This is a genomic window from Streptomyces sp. NPDC001668, assembly GCF_042893155.1.
Taxonomy (GTDB): domain Bacteria; phylum Actinomycetota; class Actinomycetes; order Streptomycetales; family Streptomycetaceae; genus Streptomyces.
In genome coordinates, this window is the sequence record NZ_JBIAUQ010000006.1 from 53,065 (window position 1) to 79,783 (window position 26,719).

26 protein-coding genes are annotated in these 26,719 nt (G+C 70.4%); 12 read left to right on the top strand and 14 right to left on the bottom strand.

From position 1 onward, the window contains the following. Position 1: 1 nt before the first annotated feature. Positions 2–1,129 carry an alpha/beta hydrolase-fold protein gene (locus ACFYZ8_RS19885; RefSeq protein ID WP_359030803.1) on the bottom strand — a complete coding sequence of 376 codons (1,128 nt, stop codon included), beginning with the start codon at positions 1,127–1,129 and terminating at the stop codon, positions 2–4. A 175-nt stretch (positions 1,130–1,304) separates the two neighbouring features. On the opposite strand from ACFYZ8_RS19885, the gene ACFYZ8_RS19890 reads away from it, so the two are divergent. The 6 genes from ACFYZ8_RS19890 (at position 1,305) to ACFYZ8_RS19915 (ending at position 6,389) form a co-directional block, all read left to right on the top strand. Continuing rightward, positions 1,305–3,116 (top strand): phosphatidylglycerol lysyltransferase domain-containing protein, encoded by a 1,812-nt coding sequence (locus ACFYZ8_RS19890; protein WP_388537419.1) that lies wholly within the window; start codon positions 1,305–1,307, stop codon positions 3,114–3,116. Positions 3,117–3,226: 110 nt separating this feature from the next. Next, positions 3,227–4,132, top strand: a complete 906-nt coding sequence (gene folP / locus ACFYZ8_RS19895; protein ID WP_388537421.1) for a dihydropteroate synthase — start codon at positions 3,227–3,229, stop codon at positions 4,130–4,132. Next, positions 4,129–4,632, top strand: coding sequence for a nuclear transport factor 2 family protein (locus ACFYZ8_RS19900; protein ID WP_359030800.1), 504 nt, complete (start codon positions 4,129–4,131; stop codon positions 4,630–4,632). Before folP ends, ACFYZ8_RS19900 begins: the two co-directional genes overlap by 4 nt. 235 nt (positions 4,633–4,867) lie before the next feature. Next, a complete protein-coding gene (folB, locus tag ACFYZ8_RS19905) occupies positions 4,868–5,227 on the top strand; it encodes a dihydroneopterin aldolase (protein ID WP_359030799.1) in 360 nt (119 codons plus the stop codon). Next, positions 5,224–5,835 (top strand): 2-amino-4-hydroxy-6-hydroxymethyldihydropteridine diphosphokinase, encoded by a 612-nt coding sequence (folK, locus tag ACFYZ8_RS19910; protein ID WP_388537423.1) that lies wholly within the window; start codon positions 5,224–5,226, stop codon positions 5,833–5,835. Before folB ends, folK begins: the two co-directional genes overlap by 4 nt. Positions 5,836–5,903: 68 nt before the next feature. Then, positions 5,904–6,389 carry a DUF3180 domain-containing protein gene (locus tag ACFYZ8_RS19915; RefSeq protein ID WP_359030797.1) on the top strand — a complete coding sequence of 162 codons (486 nt, stop codon included), beginning with the start codon at positions 5,904–5,906 and terminating at the stop codon, positions 6,387–6,389. Positions 6,390–6,414: 25 nt separating this feature from the next. Here ACFYZ8_RS19915 and folE read toward each other — a convergent pair whose 3' ends face one another. The 6 genes from folE to dacB form a co-directional block, all read right to left on the bottom strand. After that, positions 6,415–7,020 carry a GTP cyclohydrolase I FolE gene (folE, locus tag ACFYZ8_RS19920; protein WP_359030796.1) on the bottom strand — a complete coding sequence of 202 codons (606 nt, stop codon included), beginning with the start codon at positions 7,018–7,020 and terminating at the stop codon, positions 6,415–6,417. Positions 7,021–7,141: 121 nt separating this feature from the next. After that, on the bottom strand, positions 7,142–9,175 hold the full coding sequence (ftsH, locus tag ACFYZ8_RS19925) for an ATP-dependent zinc metalloprotease FtsH (protein ID WP_388537425.1): 2,034 nt from the start codon (positions 9,173–9,175) through the stop codon (positions 7,142–7,144). Positions 9,176–9,360: 185 nt separating this feature from the next. Further along, positions 9,361–9,921: a hypoxanthine phosphoribosyltransferase gene (gene hpt, locus ACFYZ8_RS19930; RefSeq protein ID WP_020122574.1), complete on the bottom strand. Its 561-nt coding sequence runs from the start codon at positions 9,919–9,921 to the stop codon at positions 9,361–9,363. A gap of 53 nt (positions 9,922–9,974) precedes the next feature. Continuing rightward, entirely contained in the window at positions 9,975–11,009 is a 1,035-nt protein-coding gene (tilS, locus tag ACFYZ8_RS19935) for a tRNA lysidine(34) synthetase TilS (protein WP_359030794.1), read from the bottom strand. A gap of 192 nt (positions 11,010–11,201) precedes the next feature. After that, positions 11,202–12,329 (bottom strand): zinc-dependent metalloprotease, encoded by a 1,128-nt coding sequence (locus ACFYZ8_RS19940; RefSeq protein ID WP_359030793.1) that lies wholly within the window; start codon positions 12,327–12,329, stop codon positions 11,202–11,204. A 64-nt stretch (positions 12,330–12,393) separates the two neighbouring features. Then, positions 12,394–14,031 carry a D-alanyl-D-alanine carboxypeptidase/D-alanyl-D-alanine-endopeptidase gene (dacB, locus tag ACFYZ8_RS19945; RefSeq protein WP_388537428.1) on the bottom strand — a complete coding sequence of 546 codons (1,638 nt, stop codon included), beginning with the start codon at positions 14,029–14,031 and terminating at the stop codon, positions 12,394–12,396. 79 nt (positions 14,032–14,110) lie between these two features. Between dacB and ACFYZ8_RS19950 the strand changes: the two genes are divergently transcribed. Continuing rightward, complete coding sequence (locus ACFYZ8_RS19950; RefSeq protein ID WP_007383738.1) at positions 14,111–14,602, top strand: inorganic diphosphatase; 492 nt, start codon at positions 14,111–14,113, stop codon at positions 14,600–14,602. 101 nt (positions 14,603–14,703) lie between these two features. Then, positions 14,704–16,371: a threonine/serine exporter ThrE family protein gene (locus ACFYZ8_RS19955; RefSeq protein WP_388537429.1), complete on the top strand. Its 1,668-nt coding sequence runs from the start codon at positions 14,704–14,706 to the stop codon at positions 16,369–16,371. Between the two features lie 7 nt (positions 16,372–16,378). Here the strand turns inward: ACFYZ8_RS19955 and ACFYZ8_RS19960 are convergent, their stop codons facing one another. Next, the gene (locus ACFYZ8_RS19960; RefSeq protein ID WP_388537430.1) at positions 16,379–17,296 is read right to left on the bottom strand and encodes a DedA family protein; all 918 of its coding nucleotides are present in this window, start codon (positions 17,294–17,296) and stop codon (positions 16,379–16,381) included. Positions 17,297–17,426: 130 nt separating this feature from the next. Between ACFYZ8_RS19960 and ACFYZ8_RS19965 the strand changes: the two genes are divergently transcribed. Next, complete coding sequence (locus ACFYZ8_RS19965; RefSeq protein ID WP_355750649.1) at positions 17,427–17,792, top strand: YbjQ family protein; 366 nt, start codon at positions 17,427–17,429, stop codon at positions 17,790–17,792. Positions 17,793–17,799: 7 nt separating this feature from the next. Here ACFYZ8_RS19965 and ACFYZ8_RS19970 read toward each other — a convergent pair whose 3' ends face one another. Continuing rightward, positions 17,800–18,570 carry a MerR family transcriptional regulator gene (locus ACFYZ8_RS19970; protein WP_388537432.1) on the bottom strand — a complete coding sequence of 257 codons (771 nt, stop codon included), beginning with the start codon at positions 18,568–18,570 and terminating at the stop codon, positions 17,800–17,802. Positions 18,571–18,687: 117 nt separating this feature from the next. Between ACFYZ8_RS19970 and ACFYZ8_RS19975 the strand changes: the two genes are divergently transcribed. Together ACFYZ8_RS19975 and ACFYZ8_RS19980 are read left to right on the top strand one after the other, a co-directional pair. After that, positions 18,688–19,971, top strand: coding sequence for an ion channel protein (locus ACFYZ8_RS19975; protein WP_388537433.1), 1,284 nt, complete (start codon positions 18,688–18,690; stop codon positions 19,969–19,971). Between the two features lie 30 nt (positions 19,972–20,001). Then, on the top strand, positions 20,002–21,408 hold the full coding sequence (locus tag ACFYZ8_RS19980) for a glutamate decarboxylase (RefSeq protein WP_388537434.1): 1,407 nt from the start codon (positions 20,002–20,004) through the stop codon (positions 21,406–21,408). Positions 21,409–21,728: 320 nt separating this feature from the next. Here ACFYZ8_RS19980 and ACFYZ8_RS19985 read toward each other — a convergent pair whose 3' ends face one another. The 4 genes from ACFYZ8_RS19985 to ACFYZ8_RS20000 form a co-directional block, all read right to left on the bottom strand. Continuing rightward, complete coding sequence (locus ACFYZ8_RS19985; protein ID WP_359030786.1) at positions 21,729–22,370, bottom strand: PadR family transcriptional regulator; 642 nt, start codon at positions 22,368–22,370, stop codon at positions 21,729–21,731. A 21-nt stretch (positions 22,371–22,391) separates the two neighbouring features. After that, positions 22,392–22,928, bottom strand: a complete 537-nt coding sequence (locus tag ACFYZ8_RS19990) for a DinB family protein (RefSeq protein WP_359030785.1) — start codon at positions 22,926–22,928, stop codon at positions 22,392–22,394. 121 nt (positions 22,929–23,049) lie between these two features. After that, positions 23,050–24,510, bottom strand: coding sequence for an aldehyde dehydrogenase family protein (locus tag ACFYZ8_RS19995; protein WP_388537436.1), 1,461 nt, complete (start codon positions 24,508–24,510; stop codon positions 23,050–23,052). 113 nt (positions 24,511–24,623) lie between these two features. Further along, positions 24,624–25,448: a helix-turn-helix transcriptional regulator gene (locus ACFYZ8_RS20000; protein WP_359030853.1), complete on the bottom strand. Its 825-nt coding sequence runs from the start codon at positions 25,446–25,448 to the stop codon at positions 24,624–24,626. 365 nt (positions 25,449–25,813) lie between these two features. Here ACFYZ8_RS20000 and ACFYZ8_RS20005 point away from each other — a divergent pair, with 365 nt between their 5' ends. Beyond that, positions 25,814–26,314 (top strand): ATP-binding protein, encoded by a 501-nt coding sequence (locus ACFYZ8_RS20005; protein WP_388537438.1) that lies wholly within the window; start codon positions 25,814–25,816, stop codon positions 26,312–26,314. Between the two features lie 91 nt (positions 26,315–26,405). Here ACFYZ8_RS20005 and ACFYZ8_RS20010 read toward each other — a convergent pair whose 3' ends face one another. Further along, on the bottom strand, positions 26,406–26,648 hold the full coding sequence (locus tag ACFYZ8_RS20010) for a DUF397 domain-containing protein (protein ID WP_123990825.1): 243 nt from the start codon (positions 26,646–26,648) through the stop codon (positions 26,406–26,408). Between the last annotated feature and the right edge of the window lie 71 nt (positions 26,649–26,719).

Below are 26,719 nucleotides of genomic sequence, written 5' to 3' on the forward strand. Positions count from 1 at the left end.
CTCATCGATCACCGAGACGCCCGCTGATCCACTGCAAGGTCGCCGGGATCTCCCGCCGCCAGGTGTTGAAGTTGTGCCCGCCGCTTTCCAGGATGATCGACGAGATCCGTGTCGTTTCCGTCGCCTTCACCCGCTCTATGAACTTCAACGTGTCCTTGTAGTTCGTCTCGCCCACCTTGCTGCTGCTGACGAGCAGTGAGGTGTCGGGCCCGGGCAGGTGCTTGAGGCACCACCACAGGTTCGCGCGGTCGCGCAGCGCCTTGTCGCCGTGGAAGAGATCGCCCGTGGTGGGGTCGACGGGGGCGTTGTAGTACGGCGAGAGACCCGCCCCCGCCGCGTACACCTTGGGGTGGTGCATGGCGAGCTTCAGCGCGCAGTAGCCGCCCGTGGAGTCCCCGATGATCCCCCAGCTCCCCGGTTCCCTGCCCACCCTGTAGTGCTCGGTCACCGCTTCCGGGAGGTCCTTCGCGAAGAACGACTCGGTCTGCGGACCGTCCGGAACGTCCGCGCACTCGGTGTCGCGCGGCGGCGCCACCGTCGGCCGCAGCATCACCAGGATCATCGGCTGCATACGGCCGTCCTTGGTGAGTTCCAGGGCCGTGCGCGGATAGTGGAGTTTGTCCACCAGCGCTCTCGCGGTACCCGGATAACCGGTCAGCACGACGGCCGCGGGGAAGGTGCGGGTCCGATAGCGGGCCTGGAAATACTCCGGCGGCAGATAGACGTACGCGGGACTGGCGATGTGCGAGGTGGGGCCGACGATGTCGACCTTCTGGACCTGCCCCACCGACGACGGCCGAAAACCGGCCCTGCCGGGCACGTCCCCGACCTCGGTCACCCTCAGCGGCCCGCTCGCACGGTCGCCCGGAGTGTGGTCGACCACCACCCCCTGGTCGGTCTCCCGGCCGAACAGGTCCGCCCAGGAGGCGTAGAAGCCGTAGGCCTGGTTGGCGAGGAGCCCCACCGACACGAAGAGCGCGAGCTGCGTCGCGAGCAGCAGCCCGACCCGGCCGCTGACGGACCGCCAGCTCCGGCGCGCCAGCCGTGGCCAGAGCCACACCGTGCCGGCGAACAGCGCCAGGGCGGCCAGAACCGCCAGCACCAGCGTGTTGTTGCTCGTGAGACTCATTGCTTGCTTTCGCTTTCCTCGGCCTTTGAAACGGCTTTGAAGAGATGAGTGAACCTCTCCTCACGAGACACCGTCCTAGAGGGCGCAATGTCGCCGGATGCCCGAATCGGGGCTCCGGATCCAAAGTTCACTCGCAGAACCACGGGATGCGATGTCTGTCAGGACAGATGAGGAAATGTCGGGCGGGGTTCCGATCCGATCAACACGGCTGCGGCGTGCCCTGCACGGCCCGCGCCCCGAGGCCGTCCCCGTCCTCGTCGCCAGAGCCTGCGCTCTCGTAGGCCTTCTGGACATCGCCGCCGGCGTCTTCCCACGCTTCCGGCACAGCCGTATGCACACCCTGGCCGAGGTGCTGCCCGGCGCGCTCGGCCCGTTCGCGGCCGCGCTCTCGCTCAGCACCGGCGTGCTGCTGCTGTTGCTCGCCCACGGCCTCAGGCGCCACAAGCGCCGGGCCTGGCGGGCAGCCGTGGCACTGCTGCCGGCGGGCGCGCTGGCGCAGTTCACGTACCGCCACTCGCTGGTCGGCGCGGCCATCTCGCTCGCCCTGCTCGCGCCGCTGCTGCGCCACCGCGACCAGTTCAGGGCGCTGCCCGACCCGCGCAGCCGCTGGCGCGCGCTCGCCAACTTCGTCCTGATGGGCGCCGGTTCCCTCGTGCTCGGGCTGATCATCGTCAGCGTCCACCCGAACCGCATGGTCGGCGACCCCAGCCTGGCCGATCGCCTCACGCACGTCCTGTACGGCCTCTTCGGCTTCGAAGGCCCCGTCGACTACCAGGGGGACACCTCGTGGACCGTCGGCGCCTCCCTGGGCGCCCTCGGCCTGCTCACCGCGATCACGACGATCTACCTCGCCTTCCGCCCCGAACACCCGGCCGCCCACCTCACGGAGGAGGACGAGAGCCGGCTGCGGGCCCTGCTGGCCAAGCACGGCGGCCGCGACTCCCTCGGCCACTTCGCGCTGCGCCGCGACAAGGCCGTCGTCTTCTCCCCCAGCGGCAAGGCCGCGGTGACCTACCGCGTCGTCTCCGGTGTGATGCTCGCCAGCGGCGACCCCATCGGCGACGTGGAGGCCTGGCCGGGCGCCATCGAGCGCTTCATGGACGAGGCCAAGGCACACTCCTGGACGCCCGCCGTCATGGGCTGTTCGGAGACCGGCGGCGAGGTGTGGACCCGCGAGACCGGCCTGGACGCCCTCGAACTGGGCGACGAGGCGGTGGTGGACGTAGCGGATTTCTCGCTCGCCGGCCGCGCGATGCGCAACGTCCGCCAGATGGTCAAGCGCATCGAGCGGGCCGGTTACGAGACCCGGGTACGGCGCGTCCGTGACCTCGGGGAGACCGAGCTGCAGCGCATCCGCCAGGCCGCCGACGACTGGCGCGGCACCGACACCGAGCGCGGCTTCTCGATGGCGCTGGGCCGCATCGGCGACCTCGCCGACGGCGACTGTCTCATCGCCACCGCCCACAAGGCGGACGACCAGCCCGGCCCGTACGGCGACCTCAAGGCGATCCTGCACTTCGTGCCCTGGGGCACCGACGGCGCCTCCCTCGACCTCATGCGCCGGGACCGGGCCGCCGACCCCGGTATGAACGAACTGCTCATCGTCGCCGCCCTCCAGGCGGCCCCGAAGTTCGGCATCACGCGCGTGTCGCTGAACTTCGCCATGTTCCGCTCGGCCCTGGCGCGCGGCGAGAAGATCGGCGCGGGGCCGGTGCTGCGCGCCTGGCGGGGCCTGCTGGTGTTCCTGTCCCGCTGGTTCCAGATCGAGTCCCTGTACAAGTTCAACGCGAAGTTCCAGCCCCGCTGGGAACCCCGCTTCGTCGTCTACCGGGCCTCCGGCGACCTCCCGCGCATCGGCTTCGCCGCCATGCAGGCGGAGGGCTTCGTCAACCTGGCCCTGCCGCTGCCGCGCTTCCTGCGCCGCCGCTCGCACCCCGCACGCACGTGTGCCCACGCGGTCGCCGAACGGGACGTACGAGCGGCGTGACCGGCCGCTCCGGGACAGGCCCGGCCGGAAGCCCCGCCCCTCCTCCAGCCCGGGGGCTTCCGTCCGGGCCGCGCGGCCCCGCGGCCACACGCTGGGCCTAGGCTGAACGCATGAGCAAGCAGAGCGGACGCGGGCGCGTCGCCGGCCTTCCGGAATGGGACCGCTGCGCGGTCATGGGGGTCGTCAACGTCACCCCCGACTCCTTCTCCGACGGCGGCCGCTGGTTCGACACCACGGCCGCCGTCAAGCACGGCCTCGCCCTCGTCGAGGAGGGCGCCGACCTCGTCGACGTCGGCGGCGAGTCCACCCGCCCCGGCGCCACCCGCGTGGACGAGGACGAGGAGCTCCGGCGCGTCGTCCCCGTCGTCCGCGGCCTCGCCGCCGAGGGCGTCACCGTCTCCGTCGACACCATGCGCGCCCGCGTCGCCGAACAGGCCCTCGCCGCCGGCGCGGTCCTCGTCAACGACGTCAGCGGCGGCCTCGCCGACCCCGCGATGATCCCGGTCGTCGCCGAGGCGGGCGCCCCCTTCGTCGTCATGCACTGGCGCGGCTTCCTGGAGGGCGGCAACGTCAGGGGCGTCTACGCCGACGTCGTCGCCGAGGTCGTCGACGAGCTCCACGCGCGCGTGGACGCCGTCCTCGCGGGCGGCATCTCCCCCGACCGTGTCGTCGTCGACCCGGGGCTCGGCTTCTCCAAGGACGCCGAGCACGACCTGGTCCTCCTCGCCCACCTCGACCGCCTCCTCGGCCTCGGTCACCCCCTCCTCGTGGCAGCCTCACGCAAACGCTTCCTCGGCCGTGTCCTCGCCGGTCCCGAGGGGCCCCCGCCGCCCGCGCGGGAGCGCGACGCCGCCACGGCCGCCGTCTCCGCGCTCGCGGCGCACGCCGGCGCCTGGGCGGTGCGTGTGCACGAGGTGCGCGCCACGGCCGACGCGGTACGGGTCGCCCGCGCCGTGGAAGGAGCGCGCACCGAGGGCGCGAGCACCGCGGACAACGGCGGGGAAGGAGCCCGGTGAGCGCCCCCCACACCGACGTGGAGCAGGTGGAAGCCGCCAACACCGCCTTCTACGAGGCACTGGAGCGCGGCGACTTCGAGGAACTGTCCTCGCTCTGGCTCACCCCTGCCGACCTGGGCGTCGACGAGACCTACCACGACCCGGCCGACGTCGGCGTGGTCTCCTGCGTGCACCCCGGCTGGCCCGTGCTGACCGGGCGCGGCGAGGTCCTGAGGTCGTACGCGCTGATCATGGCGAACACCGACTACATCCAGTTCTTCCTCACCGACGTGCACGTCTCCGTGACCGGCGACACCGCCCTGGTGACCTGCACCGAGAACATCCTCAGCGGCGGCCCGGCGCCCGAGGGCGGCGGAGAGCTCGGCCCGCTGGTCGGCCAGCTGGTGGTCGCGACGAACGTGTTCCGCCGCACCGGCGAGGGCTGGAAGATGTGGTCCCACCACGCCTCCCCGGTCCTGGCCGAGAACGACCAGGACGAGGACGAGGACACCCCCTCCTGAACCCGTCGGAACCAAGAAGTGGTTGGAATCACCAACCCCTGGGTAGGGGCGGCTACCAACCCGTGAGCCGCCGGGTTCCCCGGGGGAAACACAGGGTGAAACCTCCGGCCCCCGGCACCGGCCCGCGCCCCGTGGGCCCGGCCGTGTCCGTGCTCGCAGGTAGATTCGTTCGAGGCCGGTCACCCGCCGCACGCGGTCGGACCGGCCGTCACCGACGATTGCAGGAGTGATTCGCGTGGATCGTGTCGCGCTGCGCGGCCTCAAGGCCCGCGGGCACCACGGGGTGTTCCCCAGGGAGCGCGAGGAGGGCCAGACCTTCATCGTGGACGTCGTCCTCGGACTGGACACCCGGCCCGCCGCCGCCGACGACGACCTGACGAAGACCGTGCACTACGGCATCGTGGCGGAGGAGGTCGTGGCCGTCGTCGAGGGCGAGCCCGTCAACCTCATCGAGACGCTCGCCGAGCGCATCGCCCAGGCCTGTCTGAAGCACCAGGGGGTAGAGGAGGTCGAGGTCAGGGTCCACAAACCCGACGCACCGATCACCGTGCCCTTCGACGACGTGACCGTCACCATCATCCGGAGCCGAGTATGACCGCGTCCTTCGCCGCGGGTCACAGCGACCCGACCGTACAGCCGGTGCCGGCCTCCGTCGTGCAGCGGGTGGACGCCGCCGACACCACCCTCCACAACCCCAAGCGCGCCGTGCTCTCCCTCGGTTCCAACCTCGGAAACCGGCTGGAGACCCTCCAGGGAGCCGTCGACGCCCTGGAGGACACGCCCGGCGTCCGCATCAAGGCCGTCTCCCCCGTCTACGAGACGGAGCCGTGGGGCGTGGCCGCCGACAGCCAGCCGTCGTACTTCAACGCGGTGGTCGTGCTGAAGACCACGCTGCCCCCGTCCTCCCTGCTGGAGCGGGCGCACGCGGTCGAGGAGGCCTTCAACCGGGTGCGCGACGAGCGCTGGGGCCCGCGCACCCTCGACGTCGACATCGTCGCGTACGCCGACGTGGTCTCCGACGATCCGCACCTCACCCTGCCGCACCCGCGCGCCCACGAGCGCGCGTTCGTGCTCGTCCCCTGGCACGACGTGGAGCCCGAGGCCCAGCTGCCCGGCCGCGGCCCGGTCGCCGAACTCCTCGACTCGGTCGCGCGAAACGGCGTGGAAGCCCGCAAGGACCTGGAACTCCGGCTGCCCGAATAGCCGTTAAGGTCAAGACGACCACCGTCCGTGGGACCGCCCAAGGACCTCGGGGGAGCTGAAGGGGCACCGTGAGAGAGCTGCGCATCAGGTTGCTGGCCGGCGTCTTCGCCGTGGCCGGACTCCTGTCCTGGGCGGGCGCCCGCCTGTGGAACTCGATCGGGACCCTGCCCAGCGTCCCGCTGGCCGCCCCCATCGTCCTCGCCCTGATCGCCGTGGTCCTCACGGCCACGGCGCTCTCCCTGCGCGCCCGCCTCAAGGCCCAGCGCGAGCGCGTCCCCGAGGCCAAGGGCGTCGACCCCCTGATGGCGGCCCGGGCGGTCGTCTTCGGCCAGGCCAGCGCCCTGGTCGCCGCCCTCGTCTCCGGCATGTACGGCGGCGCCGGCGTCTTCCTCCTGGAGTCCCTCGACATCCCCGCCCGCCGCGACCAGGCCATCTACGCCGGCTTCTCGGTCCTCGCGGGCATCGCGGTGATAGCTGCGGCGATCTTCCTGGAGCGCGTGTGCAAGCTCCCGGAGGACGACGACCGGAACACGGGGGCCGCGTCGGCGGCGTGAAGCCCCCTCACCGGGCGGGCGCGCGTCAGCGGGCCATGATCAGGCTCATCGCCTCGTTGCGCGTCGCCGCGTCCCGCAGCTGACCGCGTACCGCCGAGGTGAGCGTCTTGGCGCCGGGCTTGCGGATGCCCCGCATCGACATGCACATGTGCTCGCACTCCACGACGACGATCACGCCGCGGGGCTCCAGGATCTGCATCAGGGAGTCCGCGATCTGCGTGGTGAGTCGTTCCTGCACCTGCGGCCTGCGGGCGTAGACATCCACGAGCCGGGCCAGCTTGGACAGCCCGGTGATCTTGCCACTGGTGGCCGGGATGTACCCGACGTGGGCGACGCCCCGGAACGGCACGAGATGGTGCTCACAGGTCGAGTACACCTCGATGTCCTTCACGAGCACCATCTCGTCGTGCCCGATGTCGAACGTGGTGGTCAGCACGTCCTCGGGCTTCTGCCACAGCCCCGCGAATATCTCCTTGTAGGCCCGCGCCACCCGTCCCGGAGTCTCCCGCAGCCCCTCGCGGTCCGGGTCCTCGCCGACCGCGATCAGGAGTTCGCGGACGGCGTTCTCGGCTCGCTTCTCGTCGAACTCGCCGATGGAGCCCTCGCTGTCCAGCGTCACGGGGTCGGTCATCTGGTGCCTCGTTCCTAGAGTCCCTCGCGGCCGAAAAACGCCGCGCCCCCCAGGCTAAAACCTGGGGGGCACGGCATCCATTCCGGTCCCGGTGCGGGCACCGGGGCGGGACAGGTGAGCGTCAGCTCTCGGGGCGCTCCTCGGGAACGGCTTCCGTGGCCGGCTCCGACGCGGTGGACTTGGCGGTGGTGATCGCCGGGGTCGCGCCGTTGGCGCCGTTCGTCAGTGCGAGCTCCTTGGGGGAGAGCACCGGCGGACGGGTGGAGGGTGTACGCCGGGAGGAACCGGTCCAGGCCGGCCGCGGCGGACGCTTGACGATGGGGGCGAAGATCTCGGCGATCTGCTCCTTGCCCAGCGTCTCCTTCTCCAGCAGCTGGAGCACCAGGTTGTCGAGGACGTCGCGGTTCTCGACCAGGATCTCCCAGGCCTCGTTGTGCGCGTTCTCGATGAGCTTCTTGACCTCTTCGTCGACCAGCGCGGCGACCTCTTCCGAGTAGTCGCGCTGGTGAGCCATCTCACGTCCGAGGAACGGCTCGGTGTTGTCGCCACCGAACTTGATGGCGCCGAGACGCTCGGTCATGCCGTACTGCGTGACCATCGCGCGGGCCGTCGCCGTGGCCTTCTCGATGTCGTTCGCGGCGCCGGTGGTCGGGTCGTGGAAGACCAGTTCCTCGGCGGCGCGGCCGCCCAGCATGTAGGCGAGCTGGTCGAGCATCTCGTTGCGCGTGGTCGAGTACTTGTCCTCGTCCGGCAGGACCATCGTGTAGCCCAGAGCACGGCCTCGCGAGAGGATCGTGATCTTGTGGACCGGGTCGGAGTTGGGGGAGGCCGCCGCGACCAGGGCGTGTCCGCCCTCGTGGTACGCGGTGATCTTCTTCTCCTTGTCCGACATGATCCGGGTCCGCTTCTGCGGGCCCGCCACCACGCGGTCGATCGCCTCGTCGAGCATCGAGTTGTCGATCAGCTTCTTGTCGCTGCGGGCGGTGAGCAGGGCGGCCTCGTTGAGGACGTTGCTCAGGTCCGCGCCGGTGAAGCCCGGCGTGCGACGGGCGACGGCCGACAGGTCGACGTCGGGCGCGACCGGCTTGCCCTTCTGGTGGACCTTGAGGATCTCCAGACGGCCCTGCATGTCCGGGCGGTCGACCGCGATCTGGCGGTCGAAGCGGCCGGGGCGCAGGAGGGCCGGGTCGAGGATGTCGGGCCGGTTCGTCGCGGCGATGAGGATCACGCCGCCCTTGACGTCGAAGCCGTCCATCTCGACGAGCAGCTGGTTCAGCGTCTGCTCGCGCTCGTCGTGACCGCCGCCGAGGCCGGCGCCGCGGTGGCGGCCGACCGCGTCGATCTCGTCGACGAAGACGATCGCCGGGGCGTTCGCCTTGGCCTGCTCGAACAGGTCACGGACCCGGGAGGCACCGACACCGACGAACATCTCGACGAAGTCGGAACCGGAGATCGAGTAGAAGGGGACACCGGCCTCGCCCGCGACGGCGCGCGCGAGCAGGGTCTTGCCGGTGCCGGGAGGGCCGTACAGCAGTACGCCCTTGGGGATCTTGGCCCCGACCGCCTGGAACTTCGCCGGTTCCTGGAGGAACTCCTTGATCTCCTGGAGCTCCTCGACGGCCTCGTCCGAGCCGGCGACGTCCGAGAACGTCGTCTTCGGGGTGTCCTTGGTGATGAGCTTCGCCTTGGACTTCCCGAAGTTCATGACCCGGGAGCCGCCGCCCTGCATCTGATTCATCAGGAACAGGAAGACGACCACGATGAGCACGAAGGGGAGCAGGGAGAGCAGGATCCCGACGAAAGCGTTCTGCTTCGTCGGCGAGACGGTGTAACCGTCGGGGATCTGCTTCTGCTCGAACTTGCTCTGAAGGTTGTTGGCCAGGGCCACGCCCTGGTCGCCGATGTAGCTCGCCTGGATCTTCGAGCTGCCCTCGACCTTTTCGCCGTCCTTGAGCTGGACCTTGATGATCTGCTCGTCGCCGGTGGTCAGCTTGGCCTGTTCGACCTTGTTGTCATTGATCGCCTGGACGACCTGGCCGGTGTCCACCGTCTTGTAGCCGCCGGACGAGCCGACGACCTGCATCAACACGACCACGGCAAGGACGGCCAGCACGATCCACATGACCGGCCCACGGAAGTATCGCTTCACGTCCATCCATACGGAGCGGTGTCGCCCCGTCCCTCCTGCCATAGTGAGTTTGATAAAGACAGTTCTTCTGACGGTACCCCAGCATCGTGGGCCGAAGCCGCACGGGAGGGCTGGCGAACCCGTCTGCATGCTCCAACGGCGCGAAACCCGCTGGGGTTCCCGATCGTCTTACAGGGCTTGGGCTGTTTGGCTCAGCCGCCGTAGACGTGGGGCGCGAGCGTACCGACGAACGGGAGGTTGCGGTACTTCTCGGCGTAGTCGAGACCGTAACCGACGACGAACTCGTTCGGGATGTCGAAGCCGACCCACTCGACGTCGATGGCGACCTTGGCGGCGTCCGGCTTGCGCAGCAGGGTGCACACCTTGAGCGACTCCGGCTCGCGCGAGCCCAGGTTGGACAGCAGCCAGGACAGGGTCAGGCCGGAGTCGATGATGTCCTCGACGATGAGGACGTGCCTGCCCTTGATGTCGGTGTCGAGGTCCTTGAGGATCCGCACCACGCCGGAGGACTGGGTGCCCGCGCCGTAGGACGACACGGCCATCCAGTCCATCGTGACGGGGGTGGACAGCGCCCGGGCGAGGTCCGCCATGACCATCACCGCGCCCTTGAGCACGCCGACGATCAGGAGGTCCTTGCCCGCGTACTCCGCGTCGATCTTCGCGGCGAGCTCCACGAGCTTCGCGTCGATCTCTTCCTTGGTGATGAGTACCTCTTTGAGGTCGGCACCCATGTCTTTCGCGTCCACCCGCATCACTTTCGGTCGTCCCAGCGGCCGCCCGGCACCCCCGGAGGGGAGCCAAGGGTTCAGCCTTGCCGAATCACCAGTCTGCCACCCTGCCGCTGGGCGACGACTTTGCCCGGGAGATTGATGGCTCCCTGGCCGCGCCAGCCGGTGATCAGCCGGTCGACTTCCTCGATGTGGCGGGCGAACAGCGATCCGGCCGGGGCGCCGGCCTCGATGGCCGCCTGGCGCAGGATGCGGCGGCGCACGGCGGGCGGCAGGGCGTAGAGCTTGGCGCACTCCAGGAGGCCGGCGGCGTCGCGCACGGAGGTCGCGGCCTGGCGGGCCCAGGCGTCGAGGGCGTCGGCGTCGTCGCGGGAGAGCTGGGCCGTGCGCGCGAGGGCCTCGACGACTCCTTTGCCGAGCGCCTTCTCCAGGGCGGGCAGGCCTTCGTGGCGCAGCCGGGAGCGGGTGTAGGCGGGGTCGGCGTTGTGCGGGTCGTCCCAGACCGGCAGGGACTGGACCATGCAGGCCTTGCGGGCGGTCTGCCGGTCGAGTTCCAGGAAGGGGCGGCGGTAACGGCGGTCGGCGCCGGGGCCCCCGGACACGGCCGCCATTCCGGACAGGGAGCGGATGCCGGAGCCGCGGGCGAGGCCGAGCAGGACGGTTTCGGCCTGGTCGTCGCGGGTGTGGCCGAGCAGGACGGCGAGCGCGCCGTGGCGTTCGGCGGCGGCGTCGAGGGCGGCGTAGCGGGCGTCCCGTGCGGCGGCCTCGGGTCCGCCTTCGCGGCCGACGGTCACGGCGGTGGACTCGACGGGGTCCAGGCCGAGTTCGCGCAGCCGGAGGACGACTTCGTCGGCGCGCAGGTCGGAGCCGGGCTGGAGACCGTGGTCGACGGTGACGCCGCCGGCGCGGAGGCCGAGTTTGGGGGCTTCGAAGGCGAGGGCGGAGGCCAGGGCCATGGAGTCGGCGCCGCCGGAGCAGGCGACGAGCACGAGCGGCGACGGCGGGCGCTCGTGCGGCTTCTGCTCGGTTGCGGCATGGTGGTCGTTGAGGATGTCGTGGAGGACGCGGCGGACCGCCAGGCGTATCGCCGCGACCGCAGGATGGGGACCCATGTCCGGTTCCCTTCATGAAGTTTTCGGGGGTGAGCCCGAGGTTCGGTCACTCAGAGTGTGTAGATGGTGACAGAACCGGGGCGTTCCCCGAGCATTGCACGCCTACCCCTGGCTCACGGTCCCTCGGACGGGTGATTGAAGGGGCGTTCGCCTGCCGTCGGCCGGATTCCTCTCACCACTTCCGCGCGCGGCTCACTGCTCGGCCTTGCGGTGCACCCGCGCGACCCAGTCCGCCGGTTTGGCGATCTCCGTCTTGGTCGGGAGTGTGTTCGGAGAGGTCCATACGCGGTTGAAGCCGTCCATGCCGACCTGGTCGACGACGGCCCGTACGAAGCGCTCACCGTCGCGGTACTGGCGGAGCTTGGCGTCCAGGCCGAGCAGTTTGCGCAGGGCCATGTCCAGGCGGGAGGCGCCCTTGGCCCGCCGCTGCTGGAACTTCTCGCGGATCTCGGCGACGCTCGGCACCACGGCCGGGCCCACTCCGTCCATGACGAAGTCGGCGTGGCCCTCCAGGAGGGACATCACCGCGGTGAGGCGGCCGAGGATCTCCCGCTGGGCCGGCGTCTGCACGATCTCCACGAGGGAGCGCCCGCCGTCCTCGTCCTCCTCGCCCTCGGGCCGTCCGCCGGCCAGTGACTGGGCGGCCTCCCGGATGCGCTCCAGGACGGTCATGGGGTCGACCTCGGTCTCCCCGAGGAACGACTGGATTTCGCCCTCCAGGTGGTCGCGCAGCCAGGGCACGGCCGTGAACTGGGTGCGGTGGGTCTCCTCGTGCAGACACACCCACAGGCGGAAGTCGTGGGGCTGGACGTCGAGTTCGCGCTCCACGTGCACGATGTTCGGGGCGACGAGGAGGAGTCGGCCGCCGCCGTTCTCTCCCGCCGGGAGTTCGCGGGTGGCCGGGGCGAAGGTCTCGTACTGGCCGAGGACACGGGACGACAGGAACGACAGCAGCATGCCGAGTTCGACGCCGGTCACCTTGCCGCCGACGGCGCCGAGGACCGCGCCGCCGGGGGTGTTGCCGCGCCGCTCCTGCATCTTCTCCAGGAGCGGTTTGAGGATCTCCCGGAACCCGGCGACGTTCGCCCGGACCCAGCCGGGGCGGTCGACGACGAGTACGGGAGTGTCGTGGACGTCCTCGGTCGCCATCCGGGTGAAACCGCGGACGTGTTCCTCCGAGGCCTTGGCGTGCCGGCGCAGTTCCGCGACGACGGCCCGGGCCTCGTCGCGGCTCACGTCGGGCCCCGGCCGTACGAGCCGGGTCGCGGTCGCCACCGCGAGATTCCAGTCGACCATCTCGGCACCACCGATGCTCGTCATGCGTCAACCGTACGTGAGCGGTCCCGCTTGGGGCAGGCCGCGCGGGAGGGCAACGCGCGCGTGGTCAGCCGCAGCCGCAGGCGGCCAGTGCCGAGGCCGTGCGGTCGAGCGCGCTCTGGGCCGCCGCCGGGTCGGTCGTCTCCGAGGCCAGGAACGCGAAGGCGAGCAGCCGGCCGTCCTGGTCGACGACCGTCCCGGCCAGGGTGTTCACCCCCGTCAGGGTGCCCGTCTTCGCCCGTACGACGCCTGCCGCGCCGTCCGTGTAACGGCTGGTCAGGGTGCCGGTGAAGCCGGCCACCGGAAGCCCGGTGAGGACGGGCCGCAGCTGCGGACGGTCGGGGTCGCCGGCCTTCACCAGCAGGGCGGTCAGCAGGTCGGCGGTGAGCCGGTCGGCGCGGTCGAGTCCGCTGCCGTCGTGGAAGGCGGCGCCGGCGAGCGGGAGTCCGAGTTTTTTCAACTGGGCGCGGATGGCCTTGCCGCCGCCCTCGAAGTCGGCGCGCTGCCCGTCCGCCACGGCGGTCTGGCGGGCGAGGGCCTCGGCGATGTCGTTGTCGCTGTTGGTCAGCATGCGTTCGACCAGGGCGGACAGGGGCGGTGAGGAGACCTCGGCGAGGTTCTCGGCGCGGCCGGTGGCCTTGGAGGGGCCGGGGGACGAGGTCCTGATGCCGTCGTCGGCGAGGAAGCGGGCGAAGGTGCGGGTCGCGTCCGCCGCCGGGTCGCTCACGCGCGCGACGGGCCCGCTGGAGGAGTCGTCGGTGCGGGCCTCGTCCGCCATCAGGGCGCTGACGGGGGCGAGGTTGTCGTTGACCCCGATCGGGTGGATCTCGGGGCCCGCGTAGAGGGTCTTGTCGTAGGAGAGGGTGACCGTGGTGAGGTCCCGCTTCTTGAGGGCCGTGGCGGTCTCCTGGGCCAGTTCGCGCAGGCTCGCCCAGCCGTCGGTCGCGGCGCGGGCGGTGAGCGTGGGGTCGCCGCCGCCGACGAGGACGAGCTCCTTGGTGTCGGGTTCCAGGGCCGCGCGCGTGGTGAGGCGGTGGTCGGCACCGAGGGCGGACAGGGCGGCGACGGCGGTGGCGATCTTCGTGGTGGAGGCGGGGATCAGCGCGGTCCCGGCACCCGCGCCGTAGAGCCGCCTGCCGCCGGCGACGTCCACGACGGACGCCGTGTGGCGGGCACCGAGGGCCGGGTTGCCGAGGAGTGGGCCGAGGACACCGGCGAGGGCTTTTCCGGTGGGGGCCGACTTGACGGTGTTGGCCCCGCCGCCGAGTCCGACGAGCACGGACGCGGCGCTCGGGGCGGGTCGCGGCCCGGCGGCCGTCGTACCGGAACCGGCTCCGTGATCTGTGCCACCCGTCCGCCCGAGCGCGACCGCCCGGTCCCGCTCGGCCGTACGCTGACCCGTGGAGTCCCACGGACCGGCGGCGGTCACCACGGTGGCGGCCAGCGCCAGACCGGCGGTGGCGGCGCCCGCGGTGTACTGCCAGGTCTTGACGGTCCCCGGCCGGGAACCCCCGGTAAGCCGTGTGACCTGCGGTTTCATGGCGGCGGCGGTCCGTGCGAGATAGGGCCGTACGGTGTCCGTGGCCCGGGTCATGCCGGGGCGTACGGCGTCCGCGGCGCGTGCCAGACGCGGTCGTACGGCGTTCGCGGCCCGCACCACATGCGGTCTCGCGGTCCGCCAAAGCCTCGGTTCAGGCACGACCAACAGCCCCTTTCGCGATCACACACCTGCGTGAGGGACACTTAACCACCAGAACTATGTGTTGATCATGGAGGAGCCACCGGTGGAGTTCGACGTCACGATCGAGATCCCGAAGGGTTCGCGGAACAAGTACGAGGTGGACCACGAGACCGGTCGGATCCGCCTGGACCGTCGACTCTTCACCTCGACCGCCTACCCGACCGACTACGGCTTCGTCGAGAACACCCTCGGCGAGGACGGCGACCCGCTGGACGCGCTGGTCATTCTTGACGAGCCGACGTTCCCGGGCTGTCTCATCAAGTGCCGTGCGATCGGCATGTTCCGCATGACGGACGAGGCCGGCGGCGACGACAAGCTGCTGTGCGTCCCGGCGACGGACCCGCGCGTGGAGCACCTGCGTGACATCCACCACGTCTCGGAGTTCGACCGCCTGGAGATCCAGCACTTCTTCGAGGTCTACAAGGACCTGGAGCCCGGCAAGTCCGTCGAGGGCGCCGACTGGGTCGGCCGCGTCGACGCCGAGGCCGAGATCGAGCGGTCCTACAAGCGCTTCAAGGACCAGGGCGGCCACTGAGCCCCGTGTCACGGACGGGCCGCACGCACACGCGTGCGGCCCGTTCGTATGCCCGCGCATACTGAGGCTTACGGAATGTGTCGTTCAGGGAGCGTTACGGAGTGACGGAGGCGGAGCACCGCAAGCCGCAGTCGGACGAGGCGAGGAGTTTCTACGACTCCGAGATCACGTCCGAGTTCGCCCTTCCCGACGGGCTCGCCGTGCCGAGAACCGTCGGCGGTGAGCCGGAGACCACGTCCGAGTTCGCGCTGCCGAAGGGGCTGGACGTGCCGCAGCCGACGGCCGCGGAGCCGGAGGGGTCGGCGTTCAGCATGCCCCGCACCTACAGCGCGAAGGACGCCCCGCCCGCGTTCACCCCGCCGACCGGCATACCGGTGGTCAGCCTGACCAAGGACGTGCCCTGGCAGGACCGGATGCGCACGATGCTGCGGATGCCGGTGGCCGAGCGGCCCGCCCCGGAGACGGTGCAGAAGTCCGAGGACGACACCGGCCCGGCCGTCCCGCGCGTGCTCGACCTGACCCTGCGTATCGGCGAGCTGCTGCTCGCGGGCGGTGAGGGCGCGGAGGACGTGGAGGCGGCGATGTTCGCCGTCTGCCGGTCCTACGGCCTGGACCGCTGCGAGCCGAACGTCACCTTCACGCTGCTGTCGATCTCGTACCAGCCCTCACTCGTGGACGACCCCGTGACGGCCTCCAGGACGGTACGGCGGCGCGGTACCGACTACACGCGCCTCGCGGCCGTGTTCCAGCTCGTGGACGACCTCAGCGACCCCGAGACGGCCATCTCCCTGGAGGAGGCCTACCGGCGGCTCGCGGAGATCCGCCGCAACCGGCACCCGTATCCGACCTGGGTGCTCACCTCGGCGAGCGGGCTGCTGGCGGGCGCGGCCTCCGTGCTGGTCGGCGGTGACCTGCTCGTGTTCGTCGCGGCCATGCTGGGCGCGATGCTCGGCGACCGGCTGGCGTGGCTGTGCGCGGGGCGCGGGCTGCCGGAGTTCTACCAGTTCACGGTCGCCGCGATGCCGCCCGCCGCGATCGGGATCGCGCTGACACTGGCCCACGTGGACGTGAAGGCGTCCGCGGTCATCACCGGTGGGCTGTTCGCGCTGCTGCCCGGGCGGGCGCTGGTGGCGGGCGTCCAGGACGGCCTGACCGGCTTCTACATCACCGCGTCGGCCCGGCTCCTGGAGGTCATGTACTTCTTCGTCGGCATCGTGGTGGGCGTGCTGGTGATGCTCTACGTCGGGGTGCAGCTGGGGGCGCATCTCAACCCGGACGAGGCCCTGTCGACCCAGTCGCGCCCGCTGTGGCAGATCGGGGCGTCGATGCTGCTGTCGCTGACGTTCGCGGTGCTGCTCCAGCAGGAACGATCCACCGTGCTGGCCGTCACCCTGAACGGCGGTGTCGCGTGGTGTGTGTACGGCGCCATGCGCTACACCGGCGAGTTCTCCCCGGTCGCCTCCACGGCCGTCGCGGCGGGGCTGGTCGGCCTGTTCGGGCAGTTGCTGTCCCGGTACCGGTTCGCCTCCGCGCTGCCGTACACGACCGCGGCGATCGGACCCCTGCTGCCGGGATCCGCCACGTACTTCGGGTTGCTGTCGATCGCCGGGAACCATGTCGACGAGGGGCTGGTGTCGCTGTCGAAGGCCGCGGCGCTGGCCATGGCCATCGCCATCGGGGTCAACCTGGGGTCCGAGATCTCCCGGCTGTTCCTGAGGGTCGGCTCGGCGGGGAAGCGGCGGGCCGCCAAGAGGACGCGAGGGTTCTGACGTCCGGTCAGTAGCCCTCGTTGTACGGGTATTGCTGCTGGTTCTGCTGGGGCTGGCGGCCGTACTGCTGGTTGCCGTGGTTCTGCGGGTACTGCTGGGCGTACGGCTGCTGTTGCTGCGGCCGGCCGTACGGCTGCTGCTGCTGAGGCGGCGGCTGCTGGCCGTAGTACTGGTCGTAGCCGTTGTACTGCTGCTGAGGCGGCTGCTGCTCGTCGTCGGACGGGATGCGGCGGAGCTGGGTCGTCGCGTCGTCCATCGGCTGGTACGGCTGCTGGGGCGGGGCCGCCGGGGTCTGCTCCCCCGCCCGCTTCTTCTTGGAGCGTTCGCGCAGGTACTCGATGAGGATCGGGACCACCGAGACCAGGACGATCAGGACCAGGATCGCCTCGACGTTCTTCTTGATGACATCGATCTGGCCGAGCCAGTAGCCGGCGAGGGTGACGCCCGTGCCCCAGGCCACGCCGCCGATGACGTTGTACGTCAGGAAGGTGCGGTACTTCATCCGGCCGGCGCCCGCCACGATGGGGGCGAAGGTACGCACGATCGGCACGAAGCGGGCCAGGACGATGGCCTTGGGGCCGAACTTCTCCATGAACTCGTGGGCCTTCTCCAGGTTCTCCTGCTTGAAGAGCCTGGAGTTGGGGCGGCTGAAGAGCTTCGGGCCGAAGAACTTGCCGATCATGTAACCGACCTGGTCGCCGAGGACGGCGGCCGCCACGATGAGCGCGCACACCAGCCACAGGGGCTGGCTGATGAAGTTCCCCTCCGCCACGAACAGACCCGCCGTGAACAGCAGGGAGTCACCCGGCAGGAACGCGAAGAGGCCCGACTCGGCGAAGACGATCAGCAGGATGCCTGGCAGGCTGAAGGTCTGGATCAGATAGTCGGGACTGATCCACTCGGGGCCGAGCGCGAGCGTGGTCACGGGATTGTGGCTCCTGCTGGTGGGGCGGGCGGGGCGGGCTGCCCAAACGTATCAACGCTGCCGTCGGGGCCCAGGTTCCATGGAGCTCCCCAGGATGCACTGTGCGCCGTCCGGGACAAAGCTGTGAGCCATGGGTATTGACGAATACGGCGGCGGCCAGGGGCCCCGGCCCGATGTGCTCGTGGTGACCACCAACGACGTGCCCGGCCACCGGGTCCAGGAGGTGCTGGGCGAGGTGTTCGGGCTGACCGTGCGCTCCCGGCACCTCGGCAGCCAGATCGGCGCCGGGCTGAAGTCGATGATCGGCGGCGAGCTCAGAGGGCTCACCAAGACGCTGGTGCAGACCCGCAACCAGGCCATGGAACGGCTCGTCGAGCAGGCACGCGCGCGTGGGGCGAACGCCGTCCTGATGTTCCGGTTCGACGTGACGGAGGCGGCGGACGTGGGCACGGAGGTGTGCGCCTACGGCACGGCGGTGGTCCTGACCCGGGAGTAGCCCCGGGTCAGGAGCTCTGGGCGGTGTGCCGGGCCGCGTTCGCCGCGATCGCGTCCCTGAGGTGCTCGGCGAGACCGGGGCGCATGGAGTCGTAGAACGCCTTGAAGCGCTCGTCCGAGACGTACATCTCGCCCAGGCACCGGTGCATCTCGAAGGGGCAGTCGTAGAACCAGCGGCAGATGTGCTGCCGGTGCTCCTCCGCCATGTCCATGGCCGCCGGGGAGGCCGGCGCGTCACCGGCGGCCATCAGGGCGTCGTAGCGCTCGCCCCAGTCGGCGACCTCGGCCTGCATGCGTTTCCAGTCGTCCTTGGTGTAGCCCGCGGTGCGGCGCTGCGACTCGGCGTACGCCTCGGTGTCGCCCCAGCGCTGTTCCGCCTCCTCGGCGTACTGCTCGGGGTCCTTGTCCCCGAACACCTCGAACTTCTCCTCCGGCGTCAGATCGATCCCCATCTTGCGTGCCTCCATGGCGTGTTCGACGGCCGTCGCCATCTTCTGCAGCTTCTCGATCCGGGCGGTCAGCAGTTCGTGCTGCCGGCGCAGGTGCGCGCGCGGGTCCGCGGCCGGGTCGTCGAGCAGGGCGGCGACCTCCTCGAGCGGGAAGCCGAGCTCGCGGTAGAACAGGATCTGCTGCAGCCGGTCGAGGTCGGCGTCGCTGTAGCGCCGGTGGCCCGCGTGGCTGCGCCCGCCGGGCACGAGCAGGCCGATGTCGTCGTAGTGGTGCAGCGTGCGCACCGTGACGCCGGCGAAGCCCGCGACCTGTCCCACGGAGTAGCCCACTTCGTCCGCTCCCTTCTCGGTACGCGCTCCACGGTGGCTCCTCACGCCACGTGAGGTGCAAGCCCGGCACGGACACCTCCGGATGTCACGCCCGTTTTGTCCGCTTATCGTGAGCTGGTGGCCCAGGACACCGAGCAGCAGGCAGCCGCCGCCCCGGCGACCCCGGCGCGCACCCTGCTGCCGTTGATCCTCCCCGCTCTCGTCGTCGGGGTGGGAGCGGGTCTGCTGCTCCTCGGGATCAGCGCGGCGGCCGAGGAGCTCCAGCATGTGCTGTGGCGGAACCTGCCGGACGCGCTGGGAGTGGGCCGCTACTCCGTGCTGTGGATGCTGGTGATGCTCACGGCGACCGGGGTGGCCGTGGGGCTGGTAGTGTGGAAGGTGCCGGGGCACGCCGGGCCGGACCCGGCCACCCTGGGACTCGACGCTCCGGTGCTGCCGCTCACCGTCCTGCCGGGGCTGCTGCTCGCGACCGCCCTGATGCTCGCGGGCGGGCCGAGCCTCGGGCCGGAGAACCCGATCATCGCGGTGAACGTGGCCCTGGCCTTCTGGCTGGGGAGCCGGCTGATCCCCCGGATGCCGCGCGGGCTGTGGCCGGCGCTGGCGGAGGCGGGCACGATCGGCGCGCTGTTCGGGACGCCGGTGGCGGCGGCGCTGGTGATCTCCGAGGCGCTGGCCGGGCGGCAGCTCAGGGGCGCGCTGTGGGACAACGTCTTCGGACCGCTGGCCGCCGCGGCGGCGGGGGCGCTGACGGTCACCCTGCTGGACCATCCGTCCTTCGACCTGCATCTGCCGGCGTTCGGGCACCCCGGCTGGGGCGATCTGCTGGCGGTCCTGGTGGTCGCGTCGGCCGCCGCACTGCTCGGCATGGCGGCCGTGCTGGCCTTCCCGTACGTCCACGGCGCGTTCGCGCGGCTGCGGCACCCGATGGTGGCGCTTCCGGTCGGCGGGCTCGTCCTGGGGCTGCTCGCGGCCGTCGGCGGCCGCCTGACGCTCTTCAAGGGGCTCGACGAGATGGGGGAGCTGGCCGCCGACCCCGAGGGCTGGTCGGCCGGGCAGTTCGCCACCATGACGGTGGTGAAACTGGCCGCGCTGCTCGTCGCCGCCTCCTGCGGCTTCCGGGGCGGGCGGATCTTCCCGGCCGTGTTCGTCGGCGTCGCGTTCGGGCTGTGCGCCCACGCGCTCGTGGACGCCGTACACCCGTCCCTCGGCGTGGCGGCCGGGGTGCTGGGCATGCTGCTCGCCGTCACCCGGCAGGCCTGGGTGAGCCTGTTCGTCGCCGCCGTACTGGTGGCCTCACCCGCGATCCTCGCCCTGTTGTGCGTCGCCTCGCTGCCGGCCTGGCTGCTGGTGACGGGGCGGCCGCAGATGCAGTTGCGCGCGGACGGAACCTCGGTCCGCTGACCGACGTTGATCCCTTCAGGAGGCACGCCCATGGCACTGCACAAAGGGCCCGAGAAGCCCGATGAGCGCCCGCTGTCCGTCAACCCCTTCTACGGCGAGGCCGATCCGGTCGGCGGAATGACCGAGGCCCCGCCCAAGCACCGGCTCCCCACCGCTCCCCTGCCGCCGTCGACCGCCTACCAGGTGGTCCACGACGAGCTGATGCTCGACGGCAACTCCCGGCTGAACCTCGCCACCTTCGTCACCACCTGGATGGAACCGCAGGCCGGGGTCCTGATGGGTGAGTGCCGGGACAAGAACATGATCGACAAGGACGAGTACCCGCGCACCGCCGAACTGGAGCGGCGCTGTGTGGCGATGCTCGCCGACCTGTGGCACGCGCCGGATCCCTCGGCGGCGGTGGGCTGTTCGACGACCGGGTCCAGCGAGGCGTGCATGCTCGCGGGCATGGCGCTCAAGCGGCGCTGGGCCCAGCGCAACGCCGACCGCTATCCCGGCGCCCGCCCCAACCTCGTGATGGGCGTCAACGTCCAGGTCTGCTGGGAGAAGTTCTGCAACTTCTGGGAGGTGGAGGCCCGCCTGGTGCCCATGGAGGGCGACCGCTTCCACCTCGACCCGCAGGCCGCCGCCGAGCTGTGCGACGAGAACACCATCGGGGTCGTGGGCATCCTCGGCTCCACCTTCGACGGCTCCTACGAGCCGATCGCGGACCTGTGCGCGGCCCTGGACGCCCTCCAGGAGCGCACCGGCCTGGACATCCCCGTGCACGTCGACGGGGCGTCCGGCGCCATGGTCGCGCCCTTCCTCGACGAGGACCTGGTGTGGGACTTCCGGCTGCCGAGGGTGGCCTCGATCAACACCTCGGGGCACAAGTACGGGCTGGTCTACCCCGGTGTGGGCTGGGCGCTGTGGCGGGACAAGGAGGCGCTGCCCGAGGAGCTGGTGTTCCGCGTGAACTACCTGGGCGGCGACATGCCGACCTTCGCGCTGAACTTCTCCCGCCCCGGCGCCCAGGTCGTCGCGCAGTACTACACCTTCCTGCGGCTGGGCCGTGAGGGCTACCGGGCCGTGCAGCAGTCCACGCGGGACGTGGCCCGGGGTGTCGCCGACCGCGTGGAGGCGCTCGGGGACTTCCGGCTGCTGACCCGGGGCGACGAACTGCCGGTGTTCGCGTTCACCACGGCTCCGGACGTCGAGGCGTACGACGTCTTCGACGTCTCCCGGCGACTGCGCGAGCGGGGCTGGCTCGTCCCGGCGTACACCTTCCCGCCCAACCGCGAGGACCTGTCGGTGCTGCGGGTGGTGTGCCGCAACGGCTTCTCGACCGATCTGGCCGAGATGTTCGTGGAGGACCTGGAGAGCCTGCTGCCGGAACTGCGCCGCCAGCCGCATCCGTTCACGAGGGACAAGGGCGCGGCGACCGGCTTCCACCACTAGGGCCGGACCGGCCGCGCCATCAGGGGGACGCTGAGAGTGCCGGCCATGTCACTCCCGTCACTCCCTCTCGGCGGACCTCCGGCCCCTGCACGGCCGCTCGGCCGTGTGACCCGCACTGCCGACCGGGCCGACCGCGAGAAGGAACACGGCCGCGCCGAGCGAGGGGGCGATGGGGTGCTCCCCCCGTCCGCGCCCCCTGGCCCCTGGCCCCTGCCCCCTGGCCCCTGCATGGCCGCCGGGTGGGGCCCCGTCGCCGTCCACACCTGCCCGAGCCCCACCGCGTCCCCCGTAACGCCGCCGACCGCACTCGTCGAACTTGATCAGCCGGCGTCCCCGGGATGCCTCTCCCCCGTCGCGTACGGGTTCTCCTCGCCCTCGGCGAGGACCCCGACGAACGGCTCGCCCTCCCCCGCGAAGGTGTACGCCCCGTCCTCGATGCGGGCGATGAGCCCCTGGGTCCACTCGGCCTCGGCGTCGGCCGTGTGGATCCAGAGGTTCATGATCTCGCCGATGTGGCCCAGCTGCTCCGGGCCGTCCTCGGGCACGTAGTGCTCCGTGACGGCGGAGCGCCACTCCTCGATGCGCCGGACGCGCTCCTTGAGCAGCGACACCGCCTCCGCGCGCGGCAGGTCGACCATGAAGCCGATGGCCGCCGACTTGATGTCCATCTTCTGGTCGTAGGAGGTCAGCGCCTCCCGTACCAGCCGCAGGAACTCCTCGGTGCCCACGTCGGTGATCTCGTACTCGGTGCGCGGCGGGCCGCCGGCCGTGGAGGGCGCGATCTCGTGCGCGTACAGCAGTCCCTGCTTCGCCATCTGCTTCAGGGCGTGGTAGATCGAGCCGGGCTTGGCGTTGGACCACTCGTGCGCGCCCCAGTACTCCAGGTCGTTGCGCACCTGGTAGCCGTGGGCCCGCCCGTGCTGGCGCACCGCGCCAAGCACGAGGAGACGGATCGTTGACATGCGGTCCAGGTTATGGCTTCGTCACTTCGCGGCGAGTGCCACCAGCTCGAACGCCGTCTTCCCGTCCAGGGACTCGCGGATGATGTCGGCGTGGCCCGCGTGCCGGGCCGTCTCCCGGATCAGGTGCAGCAGCACCCAGCGCACGGAGACCCGGCCCCCGGGCGGGAACCAGGGCTGGTCCGGCAGCGGGAAGGTGTCGTCGAGGCTCGGCACCGAGCGGGCGAAGGCCTCCGTCTCCGCGGCCACCTTCTCCCAGTACGCCAGCTGCGACTCGACGCTCTCGCCGTCGACCAGGGCGAAACACTCGTGCCAGTTGGACGGCTCCCGGTGTACGGCGGGCTCCTCGCCCCTGGCCCGGGCGATCCAGCTCTGCTCGACCTCGGCGACGTGCTTGAGCAGGCCACCCAGGGAGAGCTCGCTCGCGCTGGGCTTGGCGGCGGCCTGCTCGTCCGTCAGCCCGAGCAGCGACCGGCGGATCCCGCCGCGCTGCTCCTCCAGGAAGGACAGAAGCGCGCCGCGCTCGTCGCCGTACTCCTCCGCGGGAACGTGAGTGACCATGACAGCCGCCTTTCGTCGGGCTCGGGGCTTCCCCCGGCACCCTTGAAGCTACGGGCCCTTGAGGACAGGTACGGTCCTGAAGGGCCCGTGGCGGCCGTCGTACGCGGACATCAGCCGGACATCAGAACGGGAAGCGGCTCCGGCCGTGCTGGACCGAGATCCACTTGGTGGTGGTGAAGGAGTCCAGCATGGTGTCGCCGTTCAGGCGGCCGATGCCGGAGTGCTTCTCGCCGCCGAAGGGGACGATCGGCTCGTCGTGGACGGTGCCGTCGTTGACGTGGAACATGCCGGTGTCGATCTGCTTGGCGAAGGCGACACCGCGCTCGATGTTCGCGGTGTGGACGGCGCCGCTGAGGCCGTACGGGGTGTCGTTGACCAGGCGGACGGCCTCCTCCTCCCCGTCGAAGGTGACGAGGAGGGCGACCGGGCCGAAGAGCTCCTGCTTGAGGAGGGGCGAGTTCGCGGGGAGGTCCGTGAGGACGGAGGGCTCGACCAGGTTGTCCGTCGTGGTGCCGTGCACCAGCGCGGTCGCGCCGTCGGCGATCGCCTGCTCGACGGCGCCCGAAAGGGCGTCCGCCTGGGAGGAGTTGATGACCGGGCCGATGACCGTCTCGGGGTCGCGCGGGTCGCCGGCCTTGAGGGTCCGCACCTTGGCGACGAACTTCTCGGTGAACTCCTCGGCGACGCTGCGGTCCACCAGGACGCGGTTGGCGGCCATGCAGACCTGGCCCTGGTGGACGTACCGGCTGAAGACGGCGGCGTCGACCGCGTAGTCGATGTCGGCGTCGTCCAGGACCACCAGGGCGCTGTTGCCGCCCAGTTCGAGGACGGAGCGCTTGAAGTTGGCCGCGCAGACGGTCGCCACGTGGCGGCCGACCTTGTCGGAGCCGGTGAAGGAGATGACCTTCGGGACCGGGTGCTCCAGGAAGGCGTCGCCGATCTCGGCGATGTCGGTGATGACGACGTTGAGCAGACCGCCGGGCAGTCCCGCGTCCTCGAAGATCTTCCCGACCAGGGCGCCGCCGACGATGGGCGTGTTCTGGTGCGGCTTGAGGACGACGGCGTTGCCGAGCGCGAGCGCGGGGGCGACCGACTTGATCGACAGCAGGAAGGGGAAGTTGAAGGGGCTGATCACGCCCACGACGCCGACCGGCACTCGGTAGACGCGGTTCTCCTTGCCGTCCACCGGCGAGGGGATGATCTTGCCCTCGGGGCGCAGCGAGAGGTTGATCGCCTCGCGCAGGAACTCCTTGGCGAGGTGGAGTTCGAAGGCGGCCTTCAGGCGGGTGCCGCCGAGCTCCGCGATGATCGCCTCGGCGATCTCCCCCTCACGCTCCTCGATCAGCCGGAGCGCCTTCTCGAACACCGAACGGCGGGCGTAGGGGTTGGTCTCGGCCCACTTCTTCTGCGCGCGGGCGGCGGCCTGGTACGCCTCGTCGACCTCGTCGACCGTGGCTATCGTGATCGACGCCAGCTTCTCGTCGTCGTACGGGTTGAAGTCGATGATGTCCCAGGAGCCGGTACCCGGGCGCCACTCACCGTCGATGTACTGCTGGGCCAGGTCGGTGAAGTACGACGACATGTGATCCCCAAATCACTAGCAGACACACGATCAACGTCACGGTCTGATCACACGTCATCGTACTTGCGCGACACGCCAGTTGGGCACGCTGAGCAATCTTCTGGGGAGAACCCTCAGGAGAGCTGGAGGAGACCTCGCAGAAGGTCCCGGCTCTCGTCCGGGCCCGGGCTGTCCTGCTGGAGTTCCTTCATCGCCTTCTCGTACTGCGTGACGTCCTCGCGCTTGTCCAGGTAGAGCGCGCTGGTGAGCTGCTCCAGGTACACGACGTCCGTCAGGTCGGACTCGGTGAAGCTGAGGATCGTGAAGGCACCGCTCTCACCGGAGTGGCCACCGAAGCCGAACGGCATGATCTGCAGCCGTACGTTGGGGCGTTCGGAGATCTCGATGAGGTGCTGGAGCTGGCCGCGCATCACCGCGCGGTCGCCGTAGGGGCGGCGCAGGGACGCCTCGTCGAGCACCACGTGGAACTCGGGACCGCCTTCGTCGACCAGGTGCCTCTGCCGCTCCAGGCGCAGCGCCACGCGCTTCTCCACGTCCGCCTCGCTCGCGCCCTTCATACCGCGCCGCACCACTGCACGTGCATACGCCTCGGTCTGCAACAGGCCGTGGATGAACTGGACCTCGTAGACACGGATGAGGGAGGCCGCGCCCTCCAGGCCCACATAGGTGGGGAACCAGCTCGGCAGGACGTCGGAGTAACTGTGCCACCACCCCGCGACGTTGGCCTCGCGGGCGAGGGAGAGGAGCGAGGCCCGCTCCTGCTCGTCCGTAATGCCGTACAGCGTCAACAGGTCTTCCACGTCACGCGTCTTGAAGCTCACCCGGCCCAACTCCATCCGGCTGATCTTCGACTCGGACGCGCGGATCGAGTAGCCCGCCGCCTCGCGCGTGATGCCCCGTGCCTCACGCAGTCGCCTGAGTTGCGAGCCGAGCAGCATCCGCCGCACCACCGATCCGGGCTCTCCCGCGCTCACGTTCGCCAGCCTCCCCAACGTCTTCAGGGGCCGAAGTCTGCCACTAAAACACTCCGAGCAGTACTCGTCCGATTACAGATATGGAAAGAAGCCAAAGTTTCCGCACAGGGTCGAGAGCAAGAGTGGGGAGGAAGAGACAAGAAGCTGTGGAGAAGATGGCGGAAAAAATGGCCAACAAGCGGTACGGGTAGGGCCAATTCGGTCACGTGCACGTGCATCTGCACCTTGCATCTGCATCGCTCATCCGAAACCATGGTCCCGCGCAACCGCTGCATCGCAACGACCGCGAGTTCCCGGGAGTGCCTCGCATGGGGATGAATGGATCGACCATGCTCGAGCCGTTAAGGCAGGGCCTTCCGCCGCTTGATCCCGCGGCCGTGTCCGACGCCGCCTCCTGTTCCCTGCCCGCCCGCTACGAAGCGGTGGGCGACGCACGGAGGTTCACCCGCAGAACGCTCGACCAGTGGGAACTGGGCGACCACTTCGACGACATCTGTCTCGTGGTCTCCGAGCTGGTCACCAACGCGCTGCGGCATGCCATGCCGGCGAACAGCGTGCACGCCCTGGAGCACAATCCGCCCGTGCGGCTGCACCTGATGCGGTGGACCGGCCGGTTGGTGTGCGCGGTGCGCGACCCCAGTCAGGAGAGTCCGGTCGCGCGCGACTCCGACGACTTCTCGGCGGAGTCGGGGCGCGGGCTGTTCCTCGTCGACTCCTTCAGCGACAGCTGGGGCTGGCACCCGATGACGGGGACCCTGGGCGGCAAGATGGTCTGGGCGGTGTTCCGGCTCCAGCCGCACGCGGGCCCCGCCGTCAATTCTTCCGAGTGACGCACCGCGGCGTTTTACGACGCCGCGGTTCTACGCGCGTTACACGGTGCGTAAGTACGGTTACCCCGGGTCACCCGCAGGTGACCCGGGCTCAGCCCGCTATCAGGTGGTCGAACTCGCCGTCCTTGATGCCGAGGAGCATCGCCTCGATCTCCGCGCGGGTGTAGACGAGCGCGGGGCCGTCCGGGAAACGGGAGTTGCGAACCGCAACTCCCCCGTCCGGCAGGCGGGCGAACTCCACGCAGGAACCCTGCGAGTTGCTGTGCCGGCTCTTCTGCCAGGCCACCCCGTGCAGAGCCGTGGCCGTCATGCCGTTGTACACGTCGAGGTCCACAGGTCGCTCCCCGGTGGTGCGGTGGCCTTGTGGCCAGTGATGCAGCGGTCAACTGGTCCGGATCATAGCTC